General features: G+C 70.8%; 21 protein-coding genes, 2 tRNA genes and 2 pseudogenes. 9 read left to right on the top strand and 16 right to left on the bottom strand.

All coding sequences use genetic code 11. The annotated features are described in order from the left end of the window. Positions 1 to 14: 14 nt before the first annotated feature. From OOK41_RS10375 to OOK41_RS10330, 10 genes and pseudogenes are all read right to left on the bottom strand, one after another. Positions 15 to 1,241 (bottom strand): acyl-CoA dehydrogenase family protein, encoded by a 1,227-nt coding sequence (locus tag OOK41_RS10375; RefSeq protein ID WP_266264200.1) that lies wholly within the window; start codon positions 1,239 to 1,241, stop codon positions 15 to 17. Then, positions 1,238 to 2,434: a thiolase family protein gene (locus tag OOK41_RS10370; RefSeq protein ID WP_266267773.1), complete on the bottom strand. Its 1,197-nt coding sequence runs from the start codon at positions 2,432 to 2,434 to the stop codon at positions 1,238 to 1,240. The genes OOK41_RS10375 and OOK41_RS10370 overlap by 4 nt, the downstream gene beginning before the upstream one ends. Further along, positions 2,432 to 3,166 (bottom strand): annotated as a pseudogene (locus OOK41_RS10365) (NAD(P)-dependent oxidoreductase); the annotation flags it as partial. The pseudogene OOK41_RS10365 and the gene OOK41_RS10370, both read right to left, overlap by 3 nt. A gap of 33 nt (positions 3,167 to 3,199) precedes the next feature. After that, complete coding sequence (locus tag OOK41_RS10360; protein ID WP_117671432.1) at positions 3,200 to 3,916, bottom strand: ABC transporter ATP-binding protein; 717 nt, start codon at positions 3,914 to 3,916, stop codon at positions 3,200 to 3,202. Next, positions 3,913 to 4,692 carry an ABC transporter ATP-binding protein gene (locus OOK41_RS10355; RefSeq protein WP_117671434.1) on the bottom strand — a complete coding sequence of 260 codons (780 nt, stop codon included), beginning with the start codon at positions 4,690 to 4,692 and terminating at the stop codon, positions 3,913 to 3,915. The genes OOK41_RS10360 and OOK41_RS10355 overlap by 4 nt, the downstream gene beginning before the upstream one ends. After that, a complete protein-coding gene (locus tag OOK41_RS10350) occupies positions 4,682 to 5,659 on the bottom strand; it encodes a branched-chain amino acid ABC transporter permease (protein WP_266264197.1) in 978 nt (325 codons plus the stop codon). Before OOK41_RS10350 ends, OOK41_RS10355 begins: the two co-directional genes overlap by 11 nt. After that, on the bottom strand, positions 5,656 to 6,531 hold the full coding sequence (locus tag OOK41_RS10345; protein WP_266264195.1) for a branched-chain amino acid ABC transporter permease: 876 nt from the start codon (positions 6,529 to 6,531) through the stop codon (positions 5,656 to 5,658). Before OOK41_RS10345 ends, OOK41_RS10350 begins: the two co-directional genes overlap by 4 nt. A gap of 4 nt (positions 6,532 to 6,535) precedes the next feature. Then, positions 6,536 to 6,952 (bottom strand): VOC family protein, encoded by a 417-nt coding sequence (locus tag OOK41_RS10340; protein ID WP_117671440.1) that lies wholly within the window; start codon positions 6,950 to 6,952, stop codon positions 6,536 to 6,538. Between the two features lie 42 nt (positions 6,953 to 6,994). Next, positions 6,995 to 7,750, bottom strand: a complete 756-nt coding sequence (locus OOK41_RS10335; protein WP_266264192.1) for an SDR family NAD(P)-dependent oxidoreductase — start codon at positions 7,748 to 7,750, stop codon at positions 6,995 to 6,997. Further along, positions 7,747 to 8,964, bottom strand: a complete 1,218-nt coding sequence (locus OOK41_RS10330; RefSeq protein WP_117671443.1) for an ABC transporter substrate-binding protein — start codon at positions 8,962 to 8,964, stop codon at positions 7,747 to 7,749. The genes OOK41_RS10335 and OOK41_RS10330 overlap by 4 nt, the downstream gene beginning before the upstream one ends. Positions 8,965 to 9,290: 326 nt before the next feature. Here OOK41_RS10330 and OOK41_RS10325 point away from each other — a divergent pair, with 326 nt between their 5' ends. The 6 genes and pseudogenes from OOK41_RS10325 (at position 9,291) to OOK41_RS10300 (ending at position 14,926) form a co-directional block, all read left to right on the top strand. After that, a complete protein-coding gene (locus tag OOK41_RS10325) occupies positions 9,291 to 10,307 on the top strand; it encodes an LLM class F420-dependent oxidoreductase (protein ID WP_117671445.1) in 1,017 nt (338 codons plus the stop codon). A 22-nt stretch (positions 10,308 to 10,329) separates the two neighbouring features. Continuing rightward, positions 10,330 to 10,734, top strand: a pseudogene (locus OOK41_RS10320) (MaoC family dehydratase N-terminal domain-containing protein); the annotation flags it as partial. 51 nt (positions 10,735 to 10,785) lie between these two features. After that, positions 10,786 to 11,184, top strand: coding sequence for a MaoC/PaaZ C-terminal domain-containing protein (locus tag OOK41_RS10315; RefSeq protein WP_266267772.1), 399 nt, complete (start codon positions 10,786 to 10,788; stop codon positions 11,182 to 11,184). A gap of 115 nt (positions 11,185 to 11,299) precedes the next feature. Next, a complete protein-coding gene (locus OOK41_RS10310; RefSeq protein WP_117671447.1) occupies positions 11,300 to 12,241 on the top strand; it encodes an RNA polymerase sigma-70 factor in 942 nt (313 codons plus the stop codon). 81 nt (positions 12,242 to 12,322) lie between these two features. Beyond that, a complete protein-coding gene (locus OOK41_RS10305; protein WP_266264186.1) occupies positions 12,323 to 13,507 on the top strand; it encodes an NAD(P)/FAD-dependent oxidoreductase in 1,185 nt (394 codons plus the stop codon). 177 nt (positions 13,508 to 13,684) lie between these two features. Further along, positions 13,685 to 14,926: a hypothetical protein gene (locus OOK41_RS10300; protein ID WP_266264184.1), complete on the top strand. Its 1,242-nt coding sequence runs from the start codon at positions 13,685 to 13,687 to the stop codon at positions 14,924 to 14,926. A 380-nt stretch (positions 14,927 to 15,306) separates the two neighbouring features. Here the strand turns inward: OOK41_RS10300 and OOK41_RS10295 are convergent, their stop codons facing one another. Then, positions 15,307 to 16,221: a hypothetical protein gene (locus tag OOK41_RS10295; protein WP_266264182.1), complete on the bottom strand. Its 915-nt coding sequence runs from the start codon at positions 16,219 to 16,221 to the stop codon at positions 15,307 to 15,309. Between the two features lie 187 nt (positions 16,222 to 16,408). Between OOK41_RS10295 and OOK41_RS32025 the strand changes: the two genes are divergently transcribed. Beyond that, entirely contained in the window at positions 16,409 to 17,440 is a 1,032-nt protein-coding gene (locus OOK41_RS32025) for a beta family protein (protein ID WP_353962202.1), read from the top strand. On the opposite strand, the gene OOK41_RS32020 is transcribed toward OOK41_RS32025, so the two are convergent. The 4 genes from OOK41_RS32020 to OOK41_RS10280 form a co-directional block, all read right to left on the bottom strand. Further along, positions 17,406 to 17,975, bottom strand: a complete 570-nt coding sequence (locus OOK41_RS32020; protein ID WP_353962201.1) for a sce7726 family protein — start codon at positions 17,973 to 17,975, stop codon at positions 17,406 to 17,408. The two genes, OOK41_RS32025 and OOK41_RS32020, sit on opposite strands and share 35 nt — an antisense overlap. 873 nt (positions 17,976 to 18,848) lie before the next feature. Then, positions 18,849 to 18,925: transfer RNA gene (locus OOK41_RS10290), tRNA-Ile, on the bottom strand. A gap of 294 nt (positions 18,926 to 19,219) precedes the next feature. Beyond that, a complete protein-coding gene (locus tag OOK41_RS10285) occupies positions 19,220 to 21,334 on the bottom strand; it encodes an MMPL family transporter (RefSeq protein WP_266264180.1) in 2,115 nt (704 codons plus the stop codon). A gap of 222 nt (positions 21,335 to 21,556) precedes the next feature. After that, positions 21,557 to 21,632, bottom strand: a tRNA-Asn gene (locus OOK41_RS10280). A gap of 283 nt (positions 21,633 to 21,915) precedes the next feature. On the opposite strand from OOK41_RS10280, the gene OOK41_RS10275 reads away from it, so the two are divergent. Together OOK41_RS10275 and OOK41_RS10270 are read left to right on the top strand one after the other, a co-directional pair. Next, positions 21,916 to 22,317 (top strand): hypothetical protein, encoded by a 402-nt coding sequence (locus tag OOK41_RS10275; protein ID WP_266264179.1) that lies wholly within the window; start codon positions 21,916 to 21,918, stop codon positions 22,315 to 22,317. A gap of 181 nt (positions 22,318 to 22,498) precedes the next feature. After that, on the top strand, positions 22,499 to 23,683 hold the full coding sequence (locus tag OOK41_RS10270; RefSeq protein WP_266264177.1) for an ROK family transcriptional regulator: 1,185 nt from the start codon (positions 22,499 to 22,501) through the stop codon (positions 23,681 to 23,683). 48 nt (positions 23,684 to 23,731) lie between these two features. Here OOK41_RS10270 and OOK41_RS10265 read toward each other — a convergent pair whose 3' ends face one another. Then, a complete protein-coding gene (locus tag OOK41_RS10265) occupies positions 23,732 to 24,742 on the bottom strand; it encodes a sugar phosphate isomerase/epimerase (RefSeq protein ID WP_117671467.1) in 1,011 nt (336 codons plus the stop codon). Positions 24,743 to 24,804: the final 62 nt, after the last annotated feature.

The following is a 24,804-nucleotide window of genomic DNA, read 5'->3' as shown; positions in this document are numbered from 1 at the left end:
AACATCACCTCGACTCATCCGCTCATCTCGCCATTGGCCAGGCGCCGTGAGATGAGCCGCTTGAGTATCTCCGAGGAGCCATCCGCGATCTTGACCGTCCGCATGCTCTGCCACGCCTTCGCTAGCCCCACCTCGGTGGTGATGCCCATCCCGCCCAGCGTCTGCATGGCCCGGTCGATGACATCGGTGGCCATCTCCGTGGCGAACAGCTTGGCCATCGCCACCTCGGTCAGGGCGGGCCGCCCGGCATCGACCAGTCCGGCGGCGTGCAGGCCCATGAGGTGCGCCGCGTGGATCCGGGTGGCGGCGTCGGCCAGCGGGAACGAGATGCCCTGGTTGTCGAACAGCCGGGTGCCGAACGTCTCCCGCCCGGTGGCGAACTCGACCGCCAGGCCCAGCGCCCAACGGGCCAACCCGACGCCCTTCGCCGTGTTGTACAGCCGGCCGGTGGCGATGCCGTCCAGCCCGAGCGACAGCCCGTTGCCCGGCTCGCCGAACAACTGCCAGTCCTCGACGCGCACCTCGTTCATCGACAGGATGGCGTGCTCGCCGCCGGTCTGGCCGTACAGGCCGATGACGCTGTCCACCTGGAATCCCGGCGCGTCGGTCGGCACCAGGAACGCCGAGATGCCGCCCGCCCTGGCCCGCACCCGCTCGGGGTCGGTGACCGCGAAGACGAGGGCCAGGTCGGCATGCGGCCCGTTGGAGATCCACTGCTTGACGCCGGTGAGTCGCCAGCCGCCCGCCTCGGGTACCGCCCGGGTCGACATCTGCCACACGTCCGAGCCGGCGCCGGGCTCGGACATCGCGAAGCACATGGTCTGCTCGCCGGACAGCAGGGCGGCGAGGAAGGTGTCCCGCAGCCGCTGCCCGGCGCGGGCGAACACCACGCTCGGCCCGGTGGCCCAGTGCGCCACCACCTCGCTGCCCAGCCAGCCGCCGCTGCCGCAGAGCCGGTTGACGAGTTCCCACGCCGCGTACATGGTGACCGCGCCCTGCCCGCCGCCGCCCAGCTCCTCGGGAACGCACATGGTGTAGTACCCGGCGCGGGACGAGGCCGTCCGGACCGCGCGGCGGTGCTCCTCGACGGCGGCGACGTGCCGGCCGTCCGGCCCGTACCGCTGGCGCGGGTCGGACAGCAGCGCACCGGCGTCGCGGTGGCGGGCGAGGACCTCCGCGGTCAGGAAGTCGCGCAGCCCGTCCAGGATCTCCCGGGTCTGCGCCGACAGCAGTTGGCTCATGCCTCACCAATCCGTTCGTAGAGCGTCGCGGTGGCCATCCCGTAACCGACGCACATGACCTGCAACCCGTACCGGCCACCTCGGCGGCGCAGCTCGTACAGCAGGGTGGTGGCCAGTCGGGCACCCGAGCAGCCGGTGGGGTGGCCCAGCGCGATGGCGCCACCGTTGACGTTGAGCCGCCCGGGATCGGCGCCGGTCTCCCGCAGCCAGGCCAGCGGGACGCTGGCGAACGCCTCGTTGACCTCGTACAGGTCGATGTCGGCAAGGGTCAGTCCGGTGCGCTCCAGGATGCGCCGGGTCACCGGGATGACGCCGTGCAGCATCAGGTCGGTCTCCACGCCGACGACCTCGGTGGCCACGATCCGGGCCAGCGGTACCAGGCCGTGCCGTCGCGCCTCGGCGCCGTCGCAGACCAGCACGGCCGCCGCGCCGTCGGTGAGCTGGCTGGAGTTGCCGGCGTGGTGCACGCCGTCCGCGCCGAAGGCGGGCTCCAGCGCGGCCAGGGCCGCCAGCGACGTGTCGGGCCGGATGCCCTCGTCGCGCTCGATGACCCAGCCGGCGTCGGGCAACTCGTCGGCGAGCAGCGCCGTGGTGAGGTCGGCGGGCACCGGTACGCACTCGTCGGCGAACCGGCCGTCCCGCCAGGCCGCCTCGGCGTTGCGGTGGCTGGCCAGGGCGAAGGCGTCCAGCTCGGCACGGTCCAGCTGCCAGCGCGCGGCGATCCGGTCGGCCGCCACGCCCTGGTCCACCAGCGCGTACCGGCCGGTGACCGCACCCGGTGGGGCGACGCCCGCCGCGTCGGCGCCCAGCGGTACCCGGGACATCGACTCGACGCCGGCGGCGATCACCATCCGCTGCTGGCCGCTCAGCACCGCGTGCGCCGCGAAGTGCAGCGCCTGCTGGCTGGAACCGCACATCCGGTTGACCGTCACACCCGGCACCGTGACCGGCAGGCCGGCGGCCAGCGCGGCCACCCGGGCGATGTTGCGCCCCTGCTCACCGACCGCGTTGACGCATCCGGCGATCACGTCGTCCACCGTGTCCGGCGCGATGCCGGCCCGCTGCACGAGCCGGCGCAGGGTGTAGGCCAGCAGCTCGTCCGGGCGGACCCCGCTCAGCGCGCCCCGGCGGCGGCCCAGCGGGGTCCGCAGCGCCGCCACCACCACCGCCTCCCGCGGGGTGCCGGCGGCCAACCGGGTCAGCGGGATGTCCGCGCCGTCGCCGGCCAGCGCGACGGCGGCGTGCAGGTCCTTGGCGACCATGCCGGGCGGCAGCACCTCGCGGATCTGCCGGCGGTAGTAGGCGAAGTTGCCGGTCAGCCAGGACTGCGCGGTGCCGGAGTCCAGCACCTCCAGCAGCTCCGCCTCGCCGACGCCCGCGTCGCCGCCCAGCGCCAGGGCCTCCTCCAGCACCTGGAACCCGACGTGCAGCGCCAGGTTGTTGGCCAGCTTGGCGGCCAGTCCCGCGCCGACCGGCCCCACGTGGTGGATCCGGCTGCCCAGGGCGTCGAGGACCGGGCGGACGCGGGCCAGCTCGTCCGGGTCGCCGCCGACCATCAGGGTGAGGTCGCCGCGTCGGGCCCGGGCGTCGCCGCCGGCCACCGCCACGTCCAGCAGCGCCACCCCCGCCGCGCCCGCCTGGGTCGCGACGTCCCGCACGGTGTCCAGCGAGATCGTGCTGTGCACCAGGATGGTGCCGCCTGGGCGCATCCCGGCCAGCAGCCCGGTCACCACGTCGCGGACCTGGGCATCGTCGTACACGGCGACGCCCACCACGGTGGCGGCGGCGCCCACGTCGGCCAGCGAGGCCGCGACCCGGGCACCGGGCACGTCGGCCGCGGCCGACGCGTCCACGTCGTACACGACCACCGGGAACGCACCCGCCAGTGCGCCGGCCATCGGCCGGCCGATGTTGCCCAGCCCCACGAAACCGACCACCACGGTACCGTCGGCCACGGCTCAGCCCTCCACGATCGCGCCCATGGCGGCCTGGTAGGCGGCGTCCAGTTCGGCGACGTCATCGTGTTCGGCGACGACCCGACCGCGCATCAGCACCACGCCGCCGTCGGCGACCTGGCCGAGCACGCCGATGGTCGGCGCGGCCAGCAGTACGGCGGTGCCCGACCGGGCCAGTTCCCGCACGGTGCGCAGCAGGTCGTCCACGATCAGCGGGGCCAGTCCGGTGGCCATCTCGTCGAGCAGCAGCACGCTGGGGTCGGTCATCAGCGCGCGGGCCACCACCATCATCTGCTGCTCACCGCCGGAGAGCACGCCGGCCGGCCGGTTCGCGCGGGTGCGCAGGATCGGGAAGCGGTCCAGGGCCTGCTCCACCCGTTCCGGGTCCAGGCGGAGCAGTTCGGCGCTGACCATCAGGTTCTCCCGGACGCTCATCCGGGCGAAGAGCTGCCGACCCTGCGGCACCAGGGCGAGCCCGGCCCGGGCCCGGGCCCGGGTGGGCAGCGCGGAGACATCCCGGCCGCCGAGGTACACCTGCCCGCCCGCCGGCACCGAGCCGTACAGTGCCAGGACCAGGCTGCTCTTGCCCGCGCCGTTGGGGCCGACCACGAGGGTCACCCGCCCCGCCGGTACCCGCAGTTCGGTATCGGTGAGGCTCAGCGCACTGGCCCGCCCATATCGAACGGTCAGGTCGGTGGCCCGCAGGCCCGTCTCGCTCATCGATCCACCTGCCCGGTGCCGAAGTAGACTGCCTGCATCTCGGCGCTGGCGAGGCAGTCGCGGGGAGCGCCGTCGAAGACGACCGTGCCGCCGGCCATCAGCACCATCCGGTCGGCCATCGAGGCCACGATGTCGACGTTGTGGTCGACCAGCAGCACGGCGGTGCCGCCGGCGGCGACCGTGCGGATGGATGCGGACAGGCCGGCGATGCCGTCGGAGGCCAGCCCGGCGAACGGCTCGTCGAGCAGCGCGATGCGCGGGTGCTGCAACAGCGCGCGGGCCACCTCCAGCAGCCGCAGCTCGCCGAGGGTCAGGTCGGCGGCCAGCCGGTCGATCCGGCGCAGCCCGAGGCGGGCGGCGACCTGGCCGGCCTCCTCGCGCAGTGCCCGGCCGCCCGGGGCGACCACGCCCCGCGCCGCCGCGCGCAGCAGTGCGAAGCCGGAGGACAGGCCCCGGGCGAAACCGCCGACGATGATGTTGTCGCGGGCGGTGAGCGCGCCGGCGACCTGCGGGTACTGGTAGGTGCGGGCCAACCCGGCGCGACGGGCGCGGCGGGACGGTGGGCCGGCCAGCGGCACCCCGCCGGCGAGCACCTGGCCGCTGTCGGGCTGCTGCTCGCCGCCGATCAGGTCGACCATCGTGCTCTTGCCCGCGCCGTTGGGGCCGACCAGCCCGACGATCTCACCGGCGCCGACGGTGAACGAGGCGCCGGTGACCGCCTTGACCCCGCCGTACGACTTGGTCAGCTCTTGACAGGAAAGGATGTCAGCGTTCATCGCGTCCGCCTCTGTTGACAGCGCCGACGAGCCGGCCGGTCAGGTCGCGGGCCAGTCCGATCAGGCCCTCCGGGGCGAAGATGAGCACCGCCACCACGGCGACGGCGAACAGGAGCGTCCCGGAACCCTGGAAGAAGTTGAGGTTGAAGGTGAGCTCGGTGACCAGCAGCGCACCGATGACCACACCCCACGGGCTGGACCGCCCGCCCAGGAACGGGATGAACACCGCGAGGAACGCCACCGACACCGGGATCGACTCCGGCAGGATCGACAGGTTCGCCGTGGTGAACACGGCGCCGGCCAGCGATCCGATCGCGGCGCCGATGCTCAGCGAGATGAGGGTCAGCGCGGTCACCGGCACCCCGGCCGCCTCGACGGCGACCGAGGCCTGCGCCTTGGCCCGCAGCGCGACGCCGAACGGCGAGCGGCGCAGCCGGGACAGCAGCAACGCGATGAGCCACATCAGCACCAGCGCGATGACCACGATCTGGTCCCTGCCGAGCTCCGCGCCGAAGACGCTGATCGACCGGGTGAGGATCACGCCCTCGGCGCCGCCGGTGACGCCGTCCGCGTCGATGAGCCAGGCCTGGAACGCCTCGCTGAACAGCAGCGTCACGGCAGCCAGGTAGAAGCCGTTGAGCCGACGGGTGGCCAGGCCCAGGAGCACGGAGATGAGTACGGCGGCGACGATGCCCAGTGGTAGCGACACCAGCAGCGGCCAGCCGGTCCGGGTGGCGACCAGGCCCAGCGCGTAACCGCCGATCGCCGCGTACGCGTTGTACGCGATGGACAGCGAGTCGCCCATGATGAAGTGGCTGTACAGGCCGAGCCCGATCAGCCCGTACGTGACGGTGAGCACGGCGAGGTCCTGCCGGTACCCGTCGGTGCCGACCCAGGTGATGGCGAGGATCAGCAGCACGCCGGAGATGACCGGTTCGGCGAGGGGCCGTAAGCGGGTGGCGCTCATACCCGTACCCGTTTCATGAAGATGCCCTGCGGGCGGAAGGCGAAGAACAGCACGGCGGCGGCGAGCGTCGCGTAGTGCAGGGCGGCCGCGCCGAAGTAGAAGATGGCGGCCGACTGGATGGTGGCCAGGATCAGCCCGCCGGCCAGCGGCCCCCACACCGACGCGGTACCGCCGATCACCAGCGCCAGGAACGCGAAGAGGGTGTAGTCCATCGCGCTTTCGAAGATGATCCCGGACCGCGCCGCGAAGACGCTGCCGGCGAGGCCGGCCAGCACCCCGGCGAGGGTGAACGAGGCGATGCGTACCGCCCGCACCGGCAGCCCGAGGACGATGGCGGCCGGGGTGTTCTCGCCGATCGCGCGCAGTCCCCGACCCATCCGGGTGCGGTAGATGAACAGCAGCAGCAACCCGAACGCCAGGGCGGTCAGCCCGATCTCCAGCGCGGCCTGCGCGGTCACCGTGGCGCTGCCCAGCCGTACCGCGCCGTCCCCGACCAGTTGTGGCCCGGGCAGCGCGGCACGGCCGAACAGCACCCCGGAGATCTGTTCGAGGGCGAACAGCGTGGCCACCAGCGCGATCACCATCGGCAGTTCCTCGTTGGCCCCCGGCTTCCACATCGGACGCACCACGAGCACCTCGGTCAGCAGCGTCAGCGCCACCGCGCCGACCACCCCGATGGCGATTCCGGCGGCGGCGGGCAGTCCTCGTACGCTGGTGAAGTACGCCGAGGCAAGCCCGGCGAACACCGCGTACCCGCCGACCGCGAAGTTGAAGAATCCGGAACTCTCCCGCACCACGAACATCGCCGCGGCCAGTAGACCGAAGAAGCATCCCGTCTCGATGATCGAGACGATGACCTGTAGGGGGATCATTGACTCAAGGGTGCTTCTGGTTGATCTCGACGACGTTCATCGACGGGTCGTAGCAGTAGACCTGCCGGTATCCCTTGAACGCCCACGTGCCGGCGTCGTTGTAGGGCATGCCCAGCTCGGCCAGCCGTCGCATCACGCCGTCGATGTCGTCGACCTCGATGGCGATGTGCCCGTTGATGACCGGGTGCAGCCGCAGGTCGTTGTCCCACGGCAGCGACGGGGTCGGCTTGCAGATGTGGATCTGCCGCTGGTTGTGGTCCTCGAACAGGGCGACGAAGTCGTTGCCCGTCTGCAGAGCGCCCCGCCCGTCCTCGACGAACGGGAACGTCTTCTCCTGCATGCCGAACACCTTCGAGTAGAAGGCGGCCATCGCCCGGACGTCCGAGGCGGGCAGGTTGACGTGATGCAGGCTCCACGACATAGAACTCACTCCTTGGGGTGGTGGTGCGGGTGGTGGCGCGGGTCAGACCCGAAGTGGGTGGCCGCCGCCGACGATCAGGGTCTCGCCGGTGATGAAGGCGCTGTCCGCGCCGCAGAGGAACCGCATGGCGCCCACGAGGTCGGCCATCCGGCCCTGGCGCTGGATGAGCTGCTTGTTGGCGATGAAGTCGCGAAGCAACTCCTCGGGCAGGTCGGCCATGGCCGACTCGGAGTCCATCGGCCCGGGGGCCAGGCAGTTCACCCGGGTCCCGTCGGGCGCGAACTCCTTTGCCAGCGCGGCGGTCAGGCCACGCACGGCGAGCTTCGTGATGCCGTACACGTCGGTGGCGGCGAACCCGGACACCGACGAGATGTTGAGTACCGCGCCCGCGCCGCTGCGGCGCAGGTGCGGCCGGCAGGACCGGGCGCAGTTGACGATGCCCAACACGTTCACGTCGAGGATCTCCCGCCAGCCGGCGGTGGAGATCTCGGTGACCGGTCGGCTCCAGGCCATCAGGTGCTTGCCGGCGTTGTTGATCAGGATGTCGAGACCGCCGAAGTGTGCCGCCGCCTCGTCGACCGCGCGTTGCACCGACGTCTCGTCGGCGGTGTCGCAGGCGACACCGAGCGCCACGGCGGCCCCGAGATCGGCGGCGGCCTGCACCGCCGCCGTCTCGTCGATGTCGGCCAGGACCACCCGGGTACCGTCGGCGACGAGCGCCTGCGCGAACGCCCACCCGATGCCCCGGGCGCCACCGGTGATGAACGCGGTGCGCGGCTGGGCTGTCGTGTCGGTCATGAGCACTGCGGCTGGTAGTCGGCCCAGTTGTCGCCGGGCTGGTTCTGCTCGGTGAAGCGGCGCAGCACGATGCCGCACAGCCCGTCGCTGCCGACGTGCTTGCTGGACGTGAAGCTCATCGTGAAGCCCTGCCGTCCCCAGCTCGCCGGGAACGTGCTGATCTGTTCGAGCCCGCCCCGCACCTGCGCCGGACCGCTGTCCACGCCGGCCTTCTCGATCGCCTGCTTCAGCAGGTAGACGGTGTCGTAGCCCTGCGCGGCGAAGGCGGTCAACCCCAGGTACTTCTCCCCCAGCTTGGCCTTGAGCTTGTCGCCCAGCTCGCTGGAGCGGGTGTTGTCGGCGGAGATGGCGCTGGCGTAGACGAGCTGCCGGAACGCGCCGGGCTTGGCCAGCTTCCAGGTGTCCGGCTGGTTGCCGATCGACGCCAGGGAGATCCGCGGCAGGTCCGGCATGATCTGGTGCGCGGTGTTGTGGAACAGCACCTCCAGCTGGCCGCCCAGCGAGGACACGAACAGCGCGTCGGGCTTGGCGGCGGCGATGCGGCTGAGCTGCGGCGCCACGTCGGTGGTGTTCAGCGGCGCCTTCTCGTTGGCGACGATGGTGATGCCGGACTGTTCGAAGATGGGCAACAGCCCCTTGTTGAGCCCGGCCATGGTGGGCGAGTCGTCGGTGATGACGGCCAGCCGCGTGACGCCGGTCTTCTTGAACGCCGCCGCGTACACGGTGCCGATGTCGGTGATCGGATTGGCCAGGATGAACGAGAACGTGTTGTTCGGCGGTTCCGCGATGGCGGAGGCGATGTTCGTCGCCGAGACGGCCACGATCTTCTCCTGCTCGACGACCGGCTTGACCTGCTGGGCCGACGCCGACGACGAGTTCATGATGATGACGCGGGCACCGTCGCTGACGAGCTTGCGTAGCACGGCCGGGGTCTGACTGGGCTGGCTGCCGTCGTTCTGGCGGATCAGCTTGAGCGATCGCCCGCCGACGCCGCCGGCCTTGTTGATCTCGTCGATGGCCAGCGAGATCCCGGTGCTCGCCTCGGCCGACGTGGCCGCAGTACCACCCGAGGTGTCCTCGACCATGCCGATGACGATGTCTCTTCCCGACGAGTCGCCGGAGTCCTTGCCGTCGCCGCAGGCGGTGATCGATGCGGCGAACGTGAGTGAGGTGGCCACGATGCTCAGGCATCGCGCCGCGCGGGTACGGGACATGGTCGCTCCCTGCGGGTGGGGCAATGCGGCCGGAGAGCCCTGACGAACGAGATGCGACGCCGGGCCGTGGGGGTGTGGAGGGGATGAGCCGGAGGCTCCGGCTCTCGGCGTCCGAAGAGCGGACGGGGACGCCAACGGTCTGTCAGTAGAACCATGTTCCAGGTTCGTGTGCCGAACATCATGGAATGGACCATGCGGGGTGTCAACCCTCTTCCGGCCACTACCTTGGCAGAAGTAGAGAACCGAGGCTCTTGACGCCCATCCCTGGGCGTCCCTACTGTTCTCGAAATCAAGACAATGATCGTTCTATATACAGAACGGACAGCATGAAACTCGGACTCAGCCTCGGACACTCAAGCGGCCTGCGGGACCTCGGCGCCGTGGCCCGCCGCGCCGACGCTGCCGGCCTGGACTCGCTGTGGGTCTCGGAGGCGTACGGCTCCGACGCGGTCAGCGTGCTGGGCCACCTGACGGCGGTGACCAGCCGGATCGGCCTGGGCACGGCGGTGCTCCAGATGCCGGCCCGCACCCCGGCCGCCACCGCGATGACCGCGCTCACCCTCGACCAGCTCAGCGACGGCCGGCTCCTGCTGGGCCTGGGCACCTCGGGCCCGCAGGTCGTGGAGGGCTGGCACGGCGTCGCGTTCGACTCCCCGCTGGCCCGAACCCGCGAGTACGTCGACATCGTGCGCGCGGCGGTGGCCCGGCGGGAGCCGCTGACCTACCCGGGCGTCCACTACCCGGTGCCGTATCCGCGCGCCGACCGGGAACCACCGCGCCCGTTGAAGGCCACCCTGCACCCGGTACGCCCACGGATACCGGTCCTGTTGGCGGCCAACGGCCCGCGCAACGTGGCGCTCGCCGGACAGTTCGCCGAGGGCTGGCTGCCCGCCTTCTACTGCCCGGACCGGCCCGAGCTTTACCGGGACATGCTCGCCCCCGGGCTGGCCCGCCGCCCCGCGGACCTCGGCCCGCTGCGGGTCGTGGCCACGGTGCACCTGGCGCCCGGAGCCGACCTCGCGGCCTGTCGGGACGCGCTGCGCCCGGCGTTCGCCCTGTACCTGGGCGGCATGGGCGCGCGGGGCCGCAACTTCTACGCCGACCTGGCGTCCCGGCTGGGCTACGAGGCGGCCACCCAGCAGATCCAGGAGTTGTACCTGGACGGTCGCCGCGCCCAGGCTGCCGCCGCGGTACCGGACGCGCTCATCGACCAGCTTGCCCTGGTGGGGCCCCGCGAACGGATCCGGGACCGGCTGGCGGCCTGGGCGGATGCCGGGGTCGACGTCATGACCCTCAAGACCACCGACGTCGACCTGGTCGCGTGGCTGGCCGCCGCGCTCTAGAAGACCCGATCAGGAGAGAGACATGCCGCTCAACGAGGCGTTCGTCGGCAGGGTGTTCGCGCCCACCGCGCCGTACCGGGTCAGCCAGGAGAAGATCCAGGAGTTCGTCCTGGCCACCGGAGCCGCCCTCCCCCAGGACGGCCAGCCGGTGGTCCCGCCCACCTTTCCCATCGTGCTGAGCCTGCCCGCCACTCGGAACACGCTGTCCGACCCGGCGCTCGGTCTGGACTACAGCCGGGTGGTACACGGGCGCCAGCGCTTCCGGCACACGCGAGGCGTCCAGGCCGGCGACGAGCTGACGGTGACCGTCCACATCGAACAGATCCAGTCCGGCGGGGTGCACCAGATCGTCACCACGCGCAGCGAGATCGCCACCACGACCGGCGAACCGGTCTGTACGGCGTACTCGACGCTGGTGGAGCGGGGCACCCGACCCCGGGCGGCCAAGCGCGGAGCGGAACCGCGACAGCCCTGGACCGTGCCCGGCCGGGAGCTTCCGGCCCGCGATTTCACGGTCACCCGGCAGGACCTGGTGCGCTACGCGGGCGCGTCGGGCGACTTCAACCCGATCCACTTCAGCGACCACGCCGCCACCCGGGCGGGACTGCCCGGCGTCATCGGGCACGGGATGCTCACCATGGCGCTGACCGCGCGGGCAGTCACCGAGTGGATCGGGGACCCGGCCGGAGTGTTCGACCACGAGACCCGGTTCATGCTGCCGCTGCTGGTGCCCGACGACGGGGGCGCCACCCTCACCGTCACCGCGACGGTCAGCGACCCCGACGATGCCGGCCACCGCCAACTGGTGGCCGAGGCAACCGCCGGCGCCACCGTTGTCGCGGGCTCCCGCCTCACCATCCGCCCGGCCGCGCGGTGACCGTTGCGGGGCGGCGTGGGGGCGCGGTGCCGATCGGGCCCGCGCGACCAACGCGGGGGCACGTAGCGGCGCAGGTACGAAACGGCGCGGGCCGCGCGTGGTTAACTATCGAGCCATGCCGCTCAGTGCGCGCGACGTCGAACTGTTCGAGCACTCCAGGGCCCGCCTGGAGGCGATCGCCTATCGCCTGCTGGGCTCGGCGGGCGACGCCGAGGACGCGGTCCAGGACACGTTCCTGCGCTGGCAGGCCGCGGACCGGGAGCGCGTCGAGACGCCCGAGGCGTGGCTGACGAAGGTGCTCACCAACCTGTGCCGCAACCAGCTCACCTCGGCACGGGCCAGACGGGAGAGCTATGTGGGCACGTGGCTGCCCGAGCCGGTCCTCGCCGGGGACCGGATGCTCGGCCCGGTCGACACCGTCGAGCAGCGCGAATCGGTCTCGATGGCGGTGCTCACCCTGATGGAGCGGCTCTCGGCCAACGAGCGTGCGGTGTACGTGCTGCGCGAGGCCTTCGGCTACTCGCACAGCGAGATCGCCGAGATCCTCGACATCACCGAGTCGAACTGCCAGCAGGTCTACCGGCGCGCCAAGCAGCACGTCGCCACCGGCCGGGCCCGCGCGGAGGTCGACGGGCCCACCGCGCGAAGAATTGTCGAGGAGTTTTTCGCCGCAGCCACCAGCGGCGACACCCAGCGGCTGGTCGAGCTGCTGACCGACGACGTGAGGAGCACCGGCGACGGCGGCGGCAAGGCCCCGGCCCGCGCCACGCCGATCATCGGCGCGCCGGCGGTGGCGAGGTTCCTGCGCAACCTGTTCAAGCCCACCGACGTCAAACGGAACATGATGGGCGGCAGCCCCACCCTCTACGCCGAGGTCGTCAACGGCGGGCCCGCGGTGGTGGTCATGATCGGCGACCGCGTCCTCGCCGTCATGTCCCTGGAGGTCACCTCCGACGGCGTCGCGGCCATCCGCACCCAGGCCAACCCCGACAAGCTCGTACGCGCCACGCGCCAATGGTCCGCATCCGAGCACGGGGAGCCCCTCGACGCCTGGTGACCCAGGTCATAGCCAGCTCCTGTCAGGAATCGCGTCGCTGTCCGGTTCAGGAAGCGAACCCACCGAGACAGGAGTGAGGCCATGAAGCACCGCATCGTCGTCCTCGGGGCCGGATACGCCGGCGCCACCGCCGCCGGCCGCCTCGCCAAGCGACTGCACCCTGACGACACCGAGATCACCGTCGTCAACGCCGACGCCGACTTCGTCGAGCGGGTCCGCATGCACCAGCTCGCGGCCGGACAGACCCTGAAGCGCCGCACGCTGAGCGACATCTACGCGGGCACGGGCGTAATGGTACGACTGGCACGGGTCACCGCCGTCGACGCCGACCGCAAGATCGTCGCGCTCACTGCCGAGCACGGCGCCGAGGAGATCGCCTACGACACCCTCGTCTACGCCCTCGGCAGCACGGCCGCGGACCACGGCGTGCCCGGCGTCGCCGAGCACGCGTACGACATCGCCGGCAAGCAGTCCGCGCTGCGACTGCGCGATCGCCTCGACGACCTCGCCGCGGGCGGGACCGTGCTGGTCGTCGGCGGAGGGCTCACCGGCCTCGAGGCGGCTACCGAGATCGCCGAGGCCCGGCCGGACCTCGACGTCGCGATCGCCGCCCGCGGCGGCCTCGGTGACCGGCTCACCGAGAAGGCGCAGCACCACCTGCGCGCCGTCTTCGACCGGCTCGCCGTCACCGTCCACGAGCACACCGACATCGTGCGGGTCGAGGCGACCGGCGCGGTCACCGGCGACGCCCGGGTGATCCCGGCCGAGGTGACCGTCTGGACGGCCGGCTTCGCCGTCCACCCCATCGCCGCGGCCACGACCCTGGCGGTCGCAGCGAACGGGCAGATCGTCGTCGACGCCACGATGCGCTCGGTCTCGCACCCCGACGTGTACGCCGTCGGCGACGCCGGACTCGCCGAAGGGCCGGGCGGCAAGCCGCTGCGGATGTCCTGCGCCTCGGGGGCCCCGATGGCCTGGCAGGCCGCCGACGCCATCGCTGCGCGCCTGACCGGTCGGAAGATCCCCCGGGCCCCGCTGCGCTACTTCAACCAGTGCATCAGCCTCGGCCGCCGCGACGGCATCATCCAGTTCGTGACCGCCGACGACCGGGCCAAGCCGTCCCTCATCAAGGGCAGGATGGCAGCCCGCTACAAGGAGATCATCTGCCGGGGCGCGGCCTGGAGCATCGCCCACCCGACGGTGCTGCTCCCGATCCGCCGCCGCGTCGTCGCACCCCGAACGGAGATCCTCGCCGCCACCTCGTGACGAGGCGAGCGCCGTGTCGGCACTCCGGCACCGGTCCCAGGCATCGGCGCCGGCCGCACAGGGTGCGCGCGCTGTCCCACGGTTCGCGTTGGTAGTGGGTGAGCGGGGGATACCGAGGCGAGCCGACTGCGGATAGTGTCCTCGGCCACACCATCCGCTCACCTGAAGGGTTCTGCTATGGCCGTTGGTCATCGATGGTTGCCGCGTACAGCCGCCGCCGCGCTGCTCCTCCTCGCCGGGATGGCCACCCCCGCCAGTCCCGCCTCGGCAGCGGATCCGGATGCGAAATTCACGTTCGATCTGACCGGTACGACAATTCCGCTGGGGGTCGACAGAAAGAGGGTCCACCTGAGACTCACCAACCTGACCGACAAGACCCCGACCGAGGTCACTTTCTACGTCCGCCCCGTCGAGCTGGACTGGTCGAGCAAGGCCGCACTCATCTGGCCGGAGGGTGGTGGCTCCGGCGAGTGCGACGGCGACCACGCGGGTTGGTACTGCCGTATCGAATCGAGCCTGCTTCCGGAGCTACTGCCGGCACCCGGCGCGACGGTGGATCTTCCCATCGACATTCAGGTCTACGAGAAGAAGGAACCCTACGAAGGCAGGTTCCTCGTCGAGGCTGGCATGGCCTGGGGCGAGGACAGGGCGCGCAGTGCCAGCAAATGGTTCACCCTCAAGTTGGTCGACGACCCCGAAGCCGACCTGTCGGTGGTGGCACCGGACGTGAAACAGTCGGCGCGCGTCGGCACGGACGGCAGGCTCGAACCGATCGGTACGTTGAAGCCGGGCGAGACGGGCGCAGTGCGGTACCGGGTCGCCAACCAGGGACGCAAGGCCGTCAGCGGCGTCAAGGCAACGCTGCACCTGCCCAAGGGTGTGACGTTCACCCAACCGCCGAAGGAGTGCGCGGTCGGCAACGACGGACGGTCAGCGGTGTGCACCTACGACACGCTCGCGCTAGTACCGGCCGGCCAGGACACCGACCCGAACGACAGCATCTACTCCGCCGTCGAGTTGCACAGCCTGGTGACGGTGTCGGCCTCCACCAAGGCACCCGCCACGTTGAAGGGCGGGACCGTGCAGGTCGAGGGCCTCACCGAGCAAACGGATGTCCGCTCCGGCCCGGAGCGCACCGAACTTCCGGCGAACGCCGTCGCCATCCGCGCAGCCGATGTGGACGACAGCGACAACCAGGACGGGTTCGCCGTCATGGTCGCCGCGAGCGGCGGCGGCGGGGACGGCGACGGTGACGGCGGCAGCGGTGGCGGGGGTGGTCTGCCGATCACCGGGCCGCAGGCCGGGCTGATCGCCGCAACCGGTCTCGCCATGATGGCCGGTGGCGGCATCATGTTGCTCCTCGCCCGGCGCCGCCGCACGGTCCCGGTGACCCCCGGGCACGAGACACCCGCTATCTGATCTGTCGTCCACCGGCCCACGACGGCCGTTCACCTAGGGCGGGATGGTTTTCATCCCGCCCTCGCTTTCCCAGCAAGCACGCGGCGGGTACGAGCACCACCGCATCTGAGGCACCGCTACTACGCCGTCGTCTCGTATACGCGGCTCACCGTCGGTGGCTTCCGGGTGGGGCCCAGAGGGCACCGGGAATGATCTTCGAGAGGGTGTTTGTGCTGGTGGGGCGGACGGGACTCGAACCCGTGACCGAGGGATTATGAGCGGCTTTCGGCTCTATGACCGACACCTCACGAGGTCACCTGACTGTCAGACTGGCCCACTACGGATCACTCCAGTCACGCAGTGATGCACGACTTCGCACCACGAGCCGCACCACGGTTGGCCTACGGATCTAGGCGGATGAAGCCGCCGCCCTCCTGTTCGTAGATGCAGGCGACGTTGACGCTGTGCAGCAGAGCGACGAGGTCCGAGCCCGGGTAGGACGGAAGCAGGACAGCCCTTGACTTGTGCTCGACGTAACGCGCGTAATCCAGCAACTGGCCGAGAGCCAGACGCACGTGGTGGCGAGCCGCGGAGCTCTTCGCCTCGACCAGCTCAGCTCGGCCTCCGTCGAAGAGATCGGTGTAGAGAGCCCTGCCAAGGTCGGGAAGCTTGATCTCCTTGCGCGTCGTGGTGCCGCCTTCCGCTGTCACGGCCCCTACGTATCGATCCACAAGGTCAGCCTCACGCCGCTCAGCGGCTGTCGGTTCACGTTTGGGCTCTACCTGGAAAGCCTCGGCACGGTGCGCCTCCATCGGAACATCTCGCACCATCGGCTTACCTGCGCTCGCCGCATCGAGCTCGGGCACCTCGGCATCGACGGGCAAGAGCCGGAACACGATGACCTTCCGCAGGTCCCCCAGCCGATCCCTTGCTTCTTCCGCGTACCAGGGGCGCTCCGGATCAACCCGGAACTCGCCCAGGTAGCGCACGACAGAACGCTTGACCTCGCCGAAGAATCGAAGCCGCAGACCGCGGTCAAGGTGATCCCTCACTGCTGCGTTGCCGCGCACGAAGGTCTGATCGCCGACCTGACCCTCACCCGTGTAGTGGAACGCCCCATCAGGCCGCCACCCATCAAAGTCGTACCCGAAGCGAGCGCCGGCCGGGGACGAAAAGAGAAGTACGTCCGAGCTATTGGCCGGCCGCGTGATGCCACCCTGCCAGGAGCCGCCCACCCGCTGATGAAGCTGTCGCCGAACGAGCACGTCGCCTAGCTGAATGTCCCACGCCGCACTGATCTGAATGTCCCACGCCACACTGAAACGATAGAGCCAGGCAGCAAAGTCGACAGAAGCCGCAAATATCGCAATAGGCGCTTATAGGCCATGCTGCACAAGCCTTTGAAACACCTGCGATAGGCAATGTCAACTCGTTACATATTGAATTCCTTCAGATACCCTCAGTAGCCGAAGGCGCTACCGGCGAGACCCACAGGGGGCGGCTATGGCTCAATACTGGCCCGTACTCAAGGCGCGCGCAGGTGAGTTCAAAGCGCTGGGGCAACTTCGGGACCACGAGGTGAGCCGCATCCATCCCCTGTTCGAGCTCTCCCCCTCGGACGACAGTCCAACCAAGAGCGGCCTCAAGTTCGTGCGTCAGGTCCGCGAGGCGGTGCCAGCTGGCCTGGTCCTCGGAGTAGACACCACCTACGTCAGAGTCAACGATGACGGTCGACCGTTGATCACGGAGATCGCTAGCGACCTGGCACAGTGGGGCATCCCTATCGCACCGGTCATCCGCCTCCACGACCCAGACGAACAGTTATCCGCGTGCGGTGAGGCTGCTCGCCTCCACGGCGAAACAGCTATCGTGCGCCTCGGCAGCCTTACCACAGATCCCGACCCTGTCGCCGATTCATCTCGGCTATCCAGAGCTCTGTCAATCGCTCGAATCAGTCTCGAACGATGCCACTTGGTGGTGGACATGGCCGAGGTTTCATCCGAAAGGGACGTCAGCCGAGCAGAGCAGGTCGCAAGGAACGTCCTTGATTCACTGGGCAACCAAGGATGGGCGTCGATCGTGGTCGCCTCAGGCGCTATGCCGTCCAGCCTTACAAGCCTCCCGCGCAACGAAGCGACCCCTCTAACGAGATGGGATTGGAAGCTCTGGGAGAAGCTAGCCGATCGCGGCCCGGAATTTGGCGATTACGCTATCGCGCATCCAACTCCGCCAGGGACTGGGGCCCGCGGCCCTTTGCCCAGCCTCCGGTATACAGCGAGCGGCAATTGGTGGATCTACCGTTGGGCTCGTCATCAGACCGGCGGCAACGACAGCTTCTATGACCTGTGCCAAGCGCTAGTGGCGTCCGAGCATTGGCCGACCGAGGGCTCCGACTTCTCATGGGGCGACAGCGAGCTCGCGCGATGCGCCAGACACCAGCCTGGGCCGGGAAACGCCACACAGTGGCGAGCATGGGGAACCTCCCATCACCTCGCTCACGTCATGAGCGAGTTGGCCAATCCTCTCGCGTCCTGAGCACGCGCCGCACCTCCGCCCGCAACTCTTCCAACTCTAGGGTCTCAGCGAGGCGTTCCCATACGAACCATCTCGGCGCCTTGGACAGGCCGCGGTGGTTGCCGCGCTCACGCAGAAGGGCCAGCGCTTCATCCCGCCAAAGCAATTGAGCGACGGAAAAGGGATCGGGGCTTGGATTATGCCTGCCCCGGCGTACATTCCGAAGCCGGACCGCACGCTTGCCAGGGAGCGCAAGCCACACCCCCCACCAAGGAAGGACCATTTCGGCAGCTTGGTCCAGATACCGGCCCGTCGTCACCAACGAAGCTCGGTCCAGGACTCGACTATACAATTCGACCTGAGCCTCTAGCCGGGTCAAATTGTCCTGGTCGCTTTTAATCTCAAAACCAGAGATGTGACCGTTAATAACAGCCACATCCACTCGAGTTCGGCCAGCACAGAGGCCTAATTCATGCCGGATCTGAGTATCAGGCTGCGAGTCGTACTTTGTTGCGAGACGAGCCGTTAGCGCCTGACGGATATCGCTATCGCGCATCGCACTCCTTCGGCTCACCCGCTACCCCAGCGGCCCGCCAATACTTCCATACGCGGTTGCCCGCTTCTAGTGCAACGCCTCCGTGTCCCTCCGGCGGCTCGTGGTGACATCGTCAGCCGATGAAGCACCAAGAGCCGACGGAGGACAGGCTGCCTATGTCTAGGACCTGCTGCCGGCTCGACCCGGTCGCCAGGGGTCGCGCCGCTTCGGGCGCCGTGGGCAGGTGCGGGTTGGGCTGAGGCATCCCGGGCTTCTCCGCTTGATCTGTTGGGTTGACCGCGATCCAGCGCCATCGGACGGCCCGGTTCAGTGCGCCGGACAGGGTCCAGTGAATCTGCCGGATCGAGGCCGGGGCGAGCGGCTTACACTCGTGCGGACGGCACTTGTCGGTGCAGTCGTGCGGCCCTGCCTTCCGGTGCTCGATGGCCTTCCGCGCGCCTCCACAGTGGTCCCGGCACTTCCGCAGCACGGCGTAGAACGACTCCAGCGTCTCGGCGTCCAACCGGCAGCTTGCCGAGCAACGGCCGTACGTGCTTGTTCAGCTTCTTGACGTACCCCTGCCGGGTCGACGCTTCGACGTCGAGCACTTCAAGCCACCGGTCAAGTAGCTGGTCGGAGGACGCGCGTACGCGCCTTCTCCGCTTCCTTCCGGGCCGTCGGGCCGGGCGGAATCGTCTCCGTCAGGTAGCGCCGCTTCTTCGTGATGGGGTCAAGACCCGCGTAGACCTTCGCCCTGAGTGAGCCGCTGGGCAGCTCCTCGATCTCGCCTCGTTGCCGCTTCGCACGCCCGTTCGCTGTCCCCATGGGGACAGACCGTGGCTCGCTCGCACCACGAGTAGCACCACGCGAAGATCGGCGATCTAGCGTTTGCGCTGGTGGGGCGGACGGGACTCGAACCCGTGACCGAGGGATTATGAGTCCCCTGCTCTAACCCGCTGAGCTACCGCCCCGCTACCGCGCCGGATCGTAACCCGCGCGGTGGATCAACGGCCACCGCGAAACAGCCCTATCCGCCCGCCGGACGACCCACCGGTGATCCACGCTGGGCTACGCGAGGATAACAGCACGCAGCCCCCACGAAGGGCTCAGCCCCGGGCGCGCAGCTCGGCGGGAACCGCCCCGGAGTGCGCCACCCGCTGGCCAGCGCATCCTGGACAAGAAGGCGGTCCCGGTGGTCCCCGGCGTGGTGCAGCCGCCGGGCCGCGGCCAGCCCGGCCAGGCCACCGCCGGCGACGACGACGGTCTCAGCGGGCATGGCGCGCCTGCCGGTTCGCGCGGCCCAGCCGGCTGGGCCACCAGATTCCCGGCCCGATGTCGTACGACAGGGCGGGCACCAGCAGCGAGCGGACGACGATGGTGTCGAGCAGCACCCCGACGGCGACGGCGACGCCCAGCTCGACGAGGACGACCAACGGCAGCACGGCGAGCGCGGAGAACGCCGCGGCGAGCACGATGCCGGCGGAGGTGATCACGCCGCCGGTGACGGCGAGGCCGGCGAGCACGCCGGGCCGGGTGCCCCGCTTCACCGACTCCTCGCGGACCCGGCTCATCAGGAAGATGTTGTAGTCGATGCCGAGGGCGACCAGGAAGACGAACGCGAACAGCGGGAACGACTGGTCCACCCCGGGGAAGTGGAGCAGGTGCCGGAAGATCAGCGCACAGAGCCCGAGCGTGGCGAGGAACGACAGCACCACGGTCGCGATGAGCAGCACGGGGGCGAGCAGGGCGCGCAGCAGCAGGGCCAGGATGACCGCGATCACCAGCAGCACCACCGGGATGATCACGTTCCGGTCCCGGGCGGACGCGTCGGAGGTGTCCACGTTGATCGCGGTGAAGCCGCCGACCACCGACCCGGATCCGGGCACTGCGTGCACGGCCGCCCGCAGGTCACGGATCGTCCGGTCGGCGCGTTTGCTGTCCGGCGGGTCGGCGAGGGTGGCCTCCAGCTGGACCCGGCCGTCGACCACCTTCGGCGGGGCGTTCGGATCGGGCGGCCCGGCCTGGTCGCGCCGGGTGACCGGGCGGACGGCGGCGACGCCGGGCACCCCCTGGGCCACCTGGGCGACCCGCTGGGCGGTCTCCTCGCTGGTGAAGATGGTGGCGGGGCTGCCCGTGCCGGCCGGGTAGTGCCGGGCGACGGCCTCCTGGCCGGCGACCGATTCCGTGCGGTTGGTGAACAGGTCGGTCTGGCCGAGGGTGGTGACCCCGAGCTGGGTGAGGCCGATGGTCAACAGGGCCAGGACGGCGGCGGTGGCCAGCCAGACCACCCGGGCCCGGCGGGCCACGAAGCCGGCGACCCGGGCCCAGACGCCGTGCTCGGCCTGCGGGTCCGCCCGGTCGGCCGGGGGGCGACGGGGCCAGAACGCCCAGCGCCCGCCGAGCACCAGCAGGGCGGGCAGGAAGGTGAGCATGACCAGCAGGGTGGCGGCGATGCCGACGGCGGCGACCGGGCCGAGCGCCCGGTTGGAGTTGAGACTGGACAGCAGGAGGCAGAGCAGGCTGACGATGACGGTGCCGCCGGAGGCGATGATGGCCGGGGCGGCGCCCTTCCAGGCGGTGCGCATCGCGGCCCAGGGGCGGTCGTGCCGGTGCAGTTCCTCCCGGTACCGGGCGATCAGCAGCAGGGCGTAGTCGGTGCCGGCGCCGAAGACGAGCACGGTGAGGATGCCCTGGGCCTGCCCGTTCAGCTTGATCACATCGTGGTCGGCGAGCAGGTAGACGAAGACCGCGGCCAGCGAGTACGACATCCCGGCGGCGAGCAGCGGGAAGACCCACAGCACCGGGCTGCGGTAGACGATCAGCAGGATGACCAGCACCACGACGAGGGTGACCAGCAGCAGCGGCCCGTCGATGGCGGAGAAGACCTCGATCAGGTCGGCGAGCAGGCCGGCGGGGCCGGCGACGTCCACGGTGAGGCCGTCCCGGTCGGCGCCGGCGACGGCGCGCAGCTCGTCGACCACCTGCCCGATCTGCTCGCCCTCGGCTTCGTCGATCGGCACGACCACCTGGAGGGCCTGGCCGTCCTGGCTGGGGACGGGCGGCGGGATCGGCGCGACGACGCCGCGTACCTGGGCGAACCGGGCGGCGTCGGCGGCGGCCCGCTGCCGGTCGGCCTCGGTGATGCCGGAGGTGCGCTCGTAGACGACCAACGCCGGGGTGGTCTGCCGGTCGACGAAGCCGGCGGCGAGGTCCTGGGCCCGGGTCGCCTCGGCGTCGGCGGGCAGGAAGGAGGCGTTGTCGTTGGTGGCGACGTCCCCCAACTTCCCGGCGTACGGCCCGGCGACGCCGCCCACCACGAGCCACCCGATCACGACCAGCACCGCGATCAGCGTGGCCGTGCCGGCCCGCCTCCCGGCCATCCACCCACCACCCCTTGACGTCGACCCACGGAGGCCGACCCCACCATCCTGCCGGCCGTACCGCCGAGGCGGGCCGAAACCGCCCACCCTCCCGCCGATGATCAAGAGGTTTACGTCTGGTTTCGGCGCCCGCCCGACGCAAACCCCTTGATCACCGCACTGGGGTGGGGGGTGGGGGGAAGTAGAGATGCCCGTCGGTGGGCGACGGGCATGGGTGGAGATTGGCTCCCCCGTTTGGACTCGAACCAAAAACCTGCCGGTTAACAGCCGGCTGCTCTGCCAATTGAGCTACGGGGGATCGCTTGTCGCCCTGGCCCGGACCTCTCCGGTGCCCGGCGACGGCACAAGAGTACAGGATTCCAGGGGGGTTTGGTCCAGGGGGTTACCACCCCGGGCCGACTCGCCCGGAGGGCGGCGGGCGGCGGCCACAAACAGACAGTTCGCCATCCCGGCACAACCAGGCTTGAGCGCGGAGGAGGATGGGTAGTTAGCTGCCGACAGAGGATGCAGGCGCGAGACGGTCGCCGCCGCGGGGTCCGCCCCGAGGAGGCGACGGCGCGTCAGGTACGGAAGGAGCCGCCATGCGCGGAAAGATCATGTTTCTTGGCGGGCTGGCTGCGGGATTCGTCCTGGGCGCCCGTGCCGGCCGGGAGAAGTACGAGGAGCTCGTCGTCCGGGGCCGCAAGGTGCTCGACCACCCGACCGTCCAGGAGGCGGCCGGGGTCGCGCAGGCCCAGGCCAACCGGCTCTACAGCGAGGGCAAGGACAAGCTCAGCCAGTCCAAGCTGGGCGAGAAGCTGGGCACCAACGGCACCGGCACGCAGGGGCTGACCGCCGCCGACAAGCCGTTCGCCGGCACGCCGGCCACGGTCGGCGCCAAGGCGGGCAACAGCCCGTCCGGCACCGGCTCGACGGCGCCGACCCCGAGCACCGCTGCCCGCCCCAAGCCCTCGGGCACGGGGACCAACGGCAGCACGCCCTGACCGACCGTACGACGACGGGCCGGTCGCCTTCGGGTGACCGGCCCGTCTGCTGTCGCGGGATGCGGGAGCACCGGCGGCCGGGCCCACCCCGGGCCGGGGGTGACCTTCCACTCGCTACCGCCCCGGCGGGCCGCGGCCGGGCGGACGAGGAGGGAGGATCTGCGGGAGGGAGGTGGTCACGATGACGTGTGTCGGCCCGGAGAATCCGGACCAGGCGCGGCTGCTCCGATTACTCCGCGACGACGGCCCCCGGTCCCGGGTCGAGCTGGGCGATGCGGTGGGCCTGTCCCGGACCCGGCTCGTCGCCGAGGTCGGCCGCCTGGTCGCCCAGGGGCTGGTGGAGACCGCCGGCCCGGCCGCGTCCCGGGGCGGCCGCCGCTCCTCGCTGCTGCGCGTCGCCGCCCGGGTCCGCTTCGCCGGCATCGCCGTCGGCCCCGCGCAGGTCGACGTCGCGCTGACCGACGGCGAGCTCAACGTCCTGGCCCGGCGCCGGGAGCCGGTCGACGTTCGGCTCGGGCCCGAGCCCACCCTCGCCCGGGCGCTGGACCTGCTCGGCAAGCTCCGCGCCGAACTGGGGGTCGGCCCGCTGACCGGGGTGGGTGTGGCGCTGCCGGCCCCGGTCGCCTTCCGCGAGGGCGCGCCGGTCTCCCCGCCGGCCCTGCCCGGCTGGCACGGGTACGGCGTCCGCGACGCGCTCGCCGCCGAGCTGGGCTGCCCGGTGCTGGTCGACAACGACGCGAACGTGCTGGCCCTCGGCGAGCAGCAAACCGGCACCGGCCGCGCCTTCGACGACTTCCTCTACCTCAAGCTGGGCACCGCCATCGGCTGCGGCCTGGTGCTCGGCGGGACGCTGCACCGGGGCGCCACCAGCGGCGCGGGCGCCATCGGCCACCTGCGGCTGGCCGACGACGGGCCGCGCTGCGCGTGCGGCGAGAACGGCTGCCTGGAGGCGTACTGCTCGGACGACGCCCTGGTCCGGGAGGCGCTGGCGGCGGTCGGGGCCGGACGCTCGGCGGCGCTGGCCGCCCGGTCGGCCGGGACCGGCACGCTGACCGTGGCCGACGTGGGGAAGGCGGCCGTGGCGGGGGACGCCGCCGCGCAGGCCCTGATCCGCGACGCCGCCCGCCGGCTCGGCCGTGTCCTGGTCGGGCTGGTCAACTTCGTCAACCCGGGCATCGTGATCATCGGCGGGGCGGCGTCGGGCGTCGGGCCGACCATGCTCGCCGAGATCCGCTCGGTGGTGTATCGCCGGTCGCCCCCGCTGGCCACCGGCAGCCTGCCGATCGTCCTGTCCGACCTGGACGACTCCGCCGCCATGGTGGGCGCGGCCCGGCTGATCAGCGACAACGTCTTCGCCGCCCCGTGACGCCACGCCGCGTCGGCCGGGCACGGGCCCGGCCGACGCGTGGACGGCTCAGTCCCGGCTGCTGCTGAACGCCGCGTCGAACGCGGCGGTCGGGGCGTCGAAGGCCAGCCTGCGGACGAACTGGAGCGCCTCGGGTGCCCCGACGAGGCGGTCCATCCCGGCGTCCTCCCACTCGATGGAGAGGGGGCCGGCGTACCCGATGGCGTTGAGCGCGCGGAAGCAGTCCTCCCACGGCACGTCGCCGTGGCCGGTGGAGACGAAGTCCCAGCCTCGGCGCAGGTCCGCCCAGGGCAGGTGGGAGGCGAGCCGGCCGCGCCGGCCGTCGCCGGTGCGCACCTTCGCGTCCTTGCAGTCGACGTGGTAGATCCGGTCGGCGAAGTCGAGGATGAAGTTCACCGGATCCAGCTCCTGCCAGACGAAGTGCGACGGGTCCCAGTTCAGCCCGAACGCGGGCCGGTGCCCGATCGCCTCCAGGGCCCGCTTGGTCGTCCAGTAGTCGTACGCGATCTCGCTGGGGTGGACCTCGTGGGCGAACCGGACCCCCACCTCGTCGAAGACGTCGAGGATCGGGTTCCACCGGTCGGCGAAGTCCTGGTAGCCGCGCTCGATCATGGCCGGCGGCACCGGCGGGAACATCGCCAGGGTGTGCCAGATCGACGAGCCGGTGAACCCGACGACGGTGTCCACGCCCAGCTTCGCCGCCGCCCGGGCGGTGTCCTTGATCTCCTCGGCGGCCCGCTGGCGGACCCCCTCGGGCTCGCCGTCGCCCCAGATCCGGGCGGGCACGATGTCCTGGTGCCGCTCGTCGATCGGGTGGTCGCAGACGGCCTGGCCGACCAGGTGGTTGGAGATGGCGAAGACCTTCAGGTTGTGCTTCGCCAGGGTCTCCCGCTTCCGGTCGACGTACGAGTCGTCGGCGAGCGCCCTGTCGACCTCGAAGTGGTCCCCCCAGCAGGCGATCTCCAGCCCGTCGTAGCCCCACTCGGAGGCGAGCCGGCAGACCTCGTCGAACGGAAGATCGGCCCACTGGCCGGTGAAGAGCGTGATGGGTCGCGCCATTGTCCTACTCCCCTAGGTGATGGGGGATTCCGCGTGCGGGACCGGGGCGAGGGCGACCGGCC

It is taken from the genome of Micromonospora sp. NBC_01655 (assembly GCF_026339755.1).
Lineage (GTDB): Bacteria > Actinomycetota > Actinomycetes > Mycobacteriales > Micromonosporaceae > Micromonospora.
Note: the sequence above shows the minus strand (reverse complement) of the source record. Positions and strands in the feature narration are given on the sequence as shown.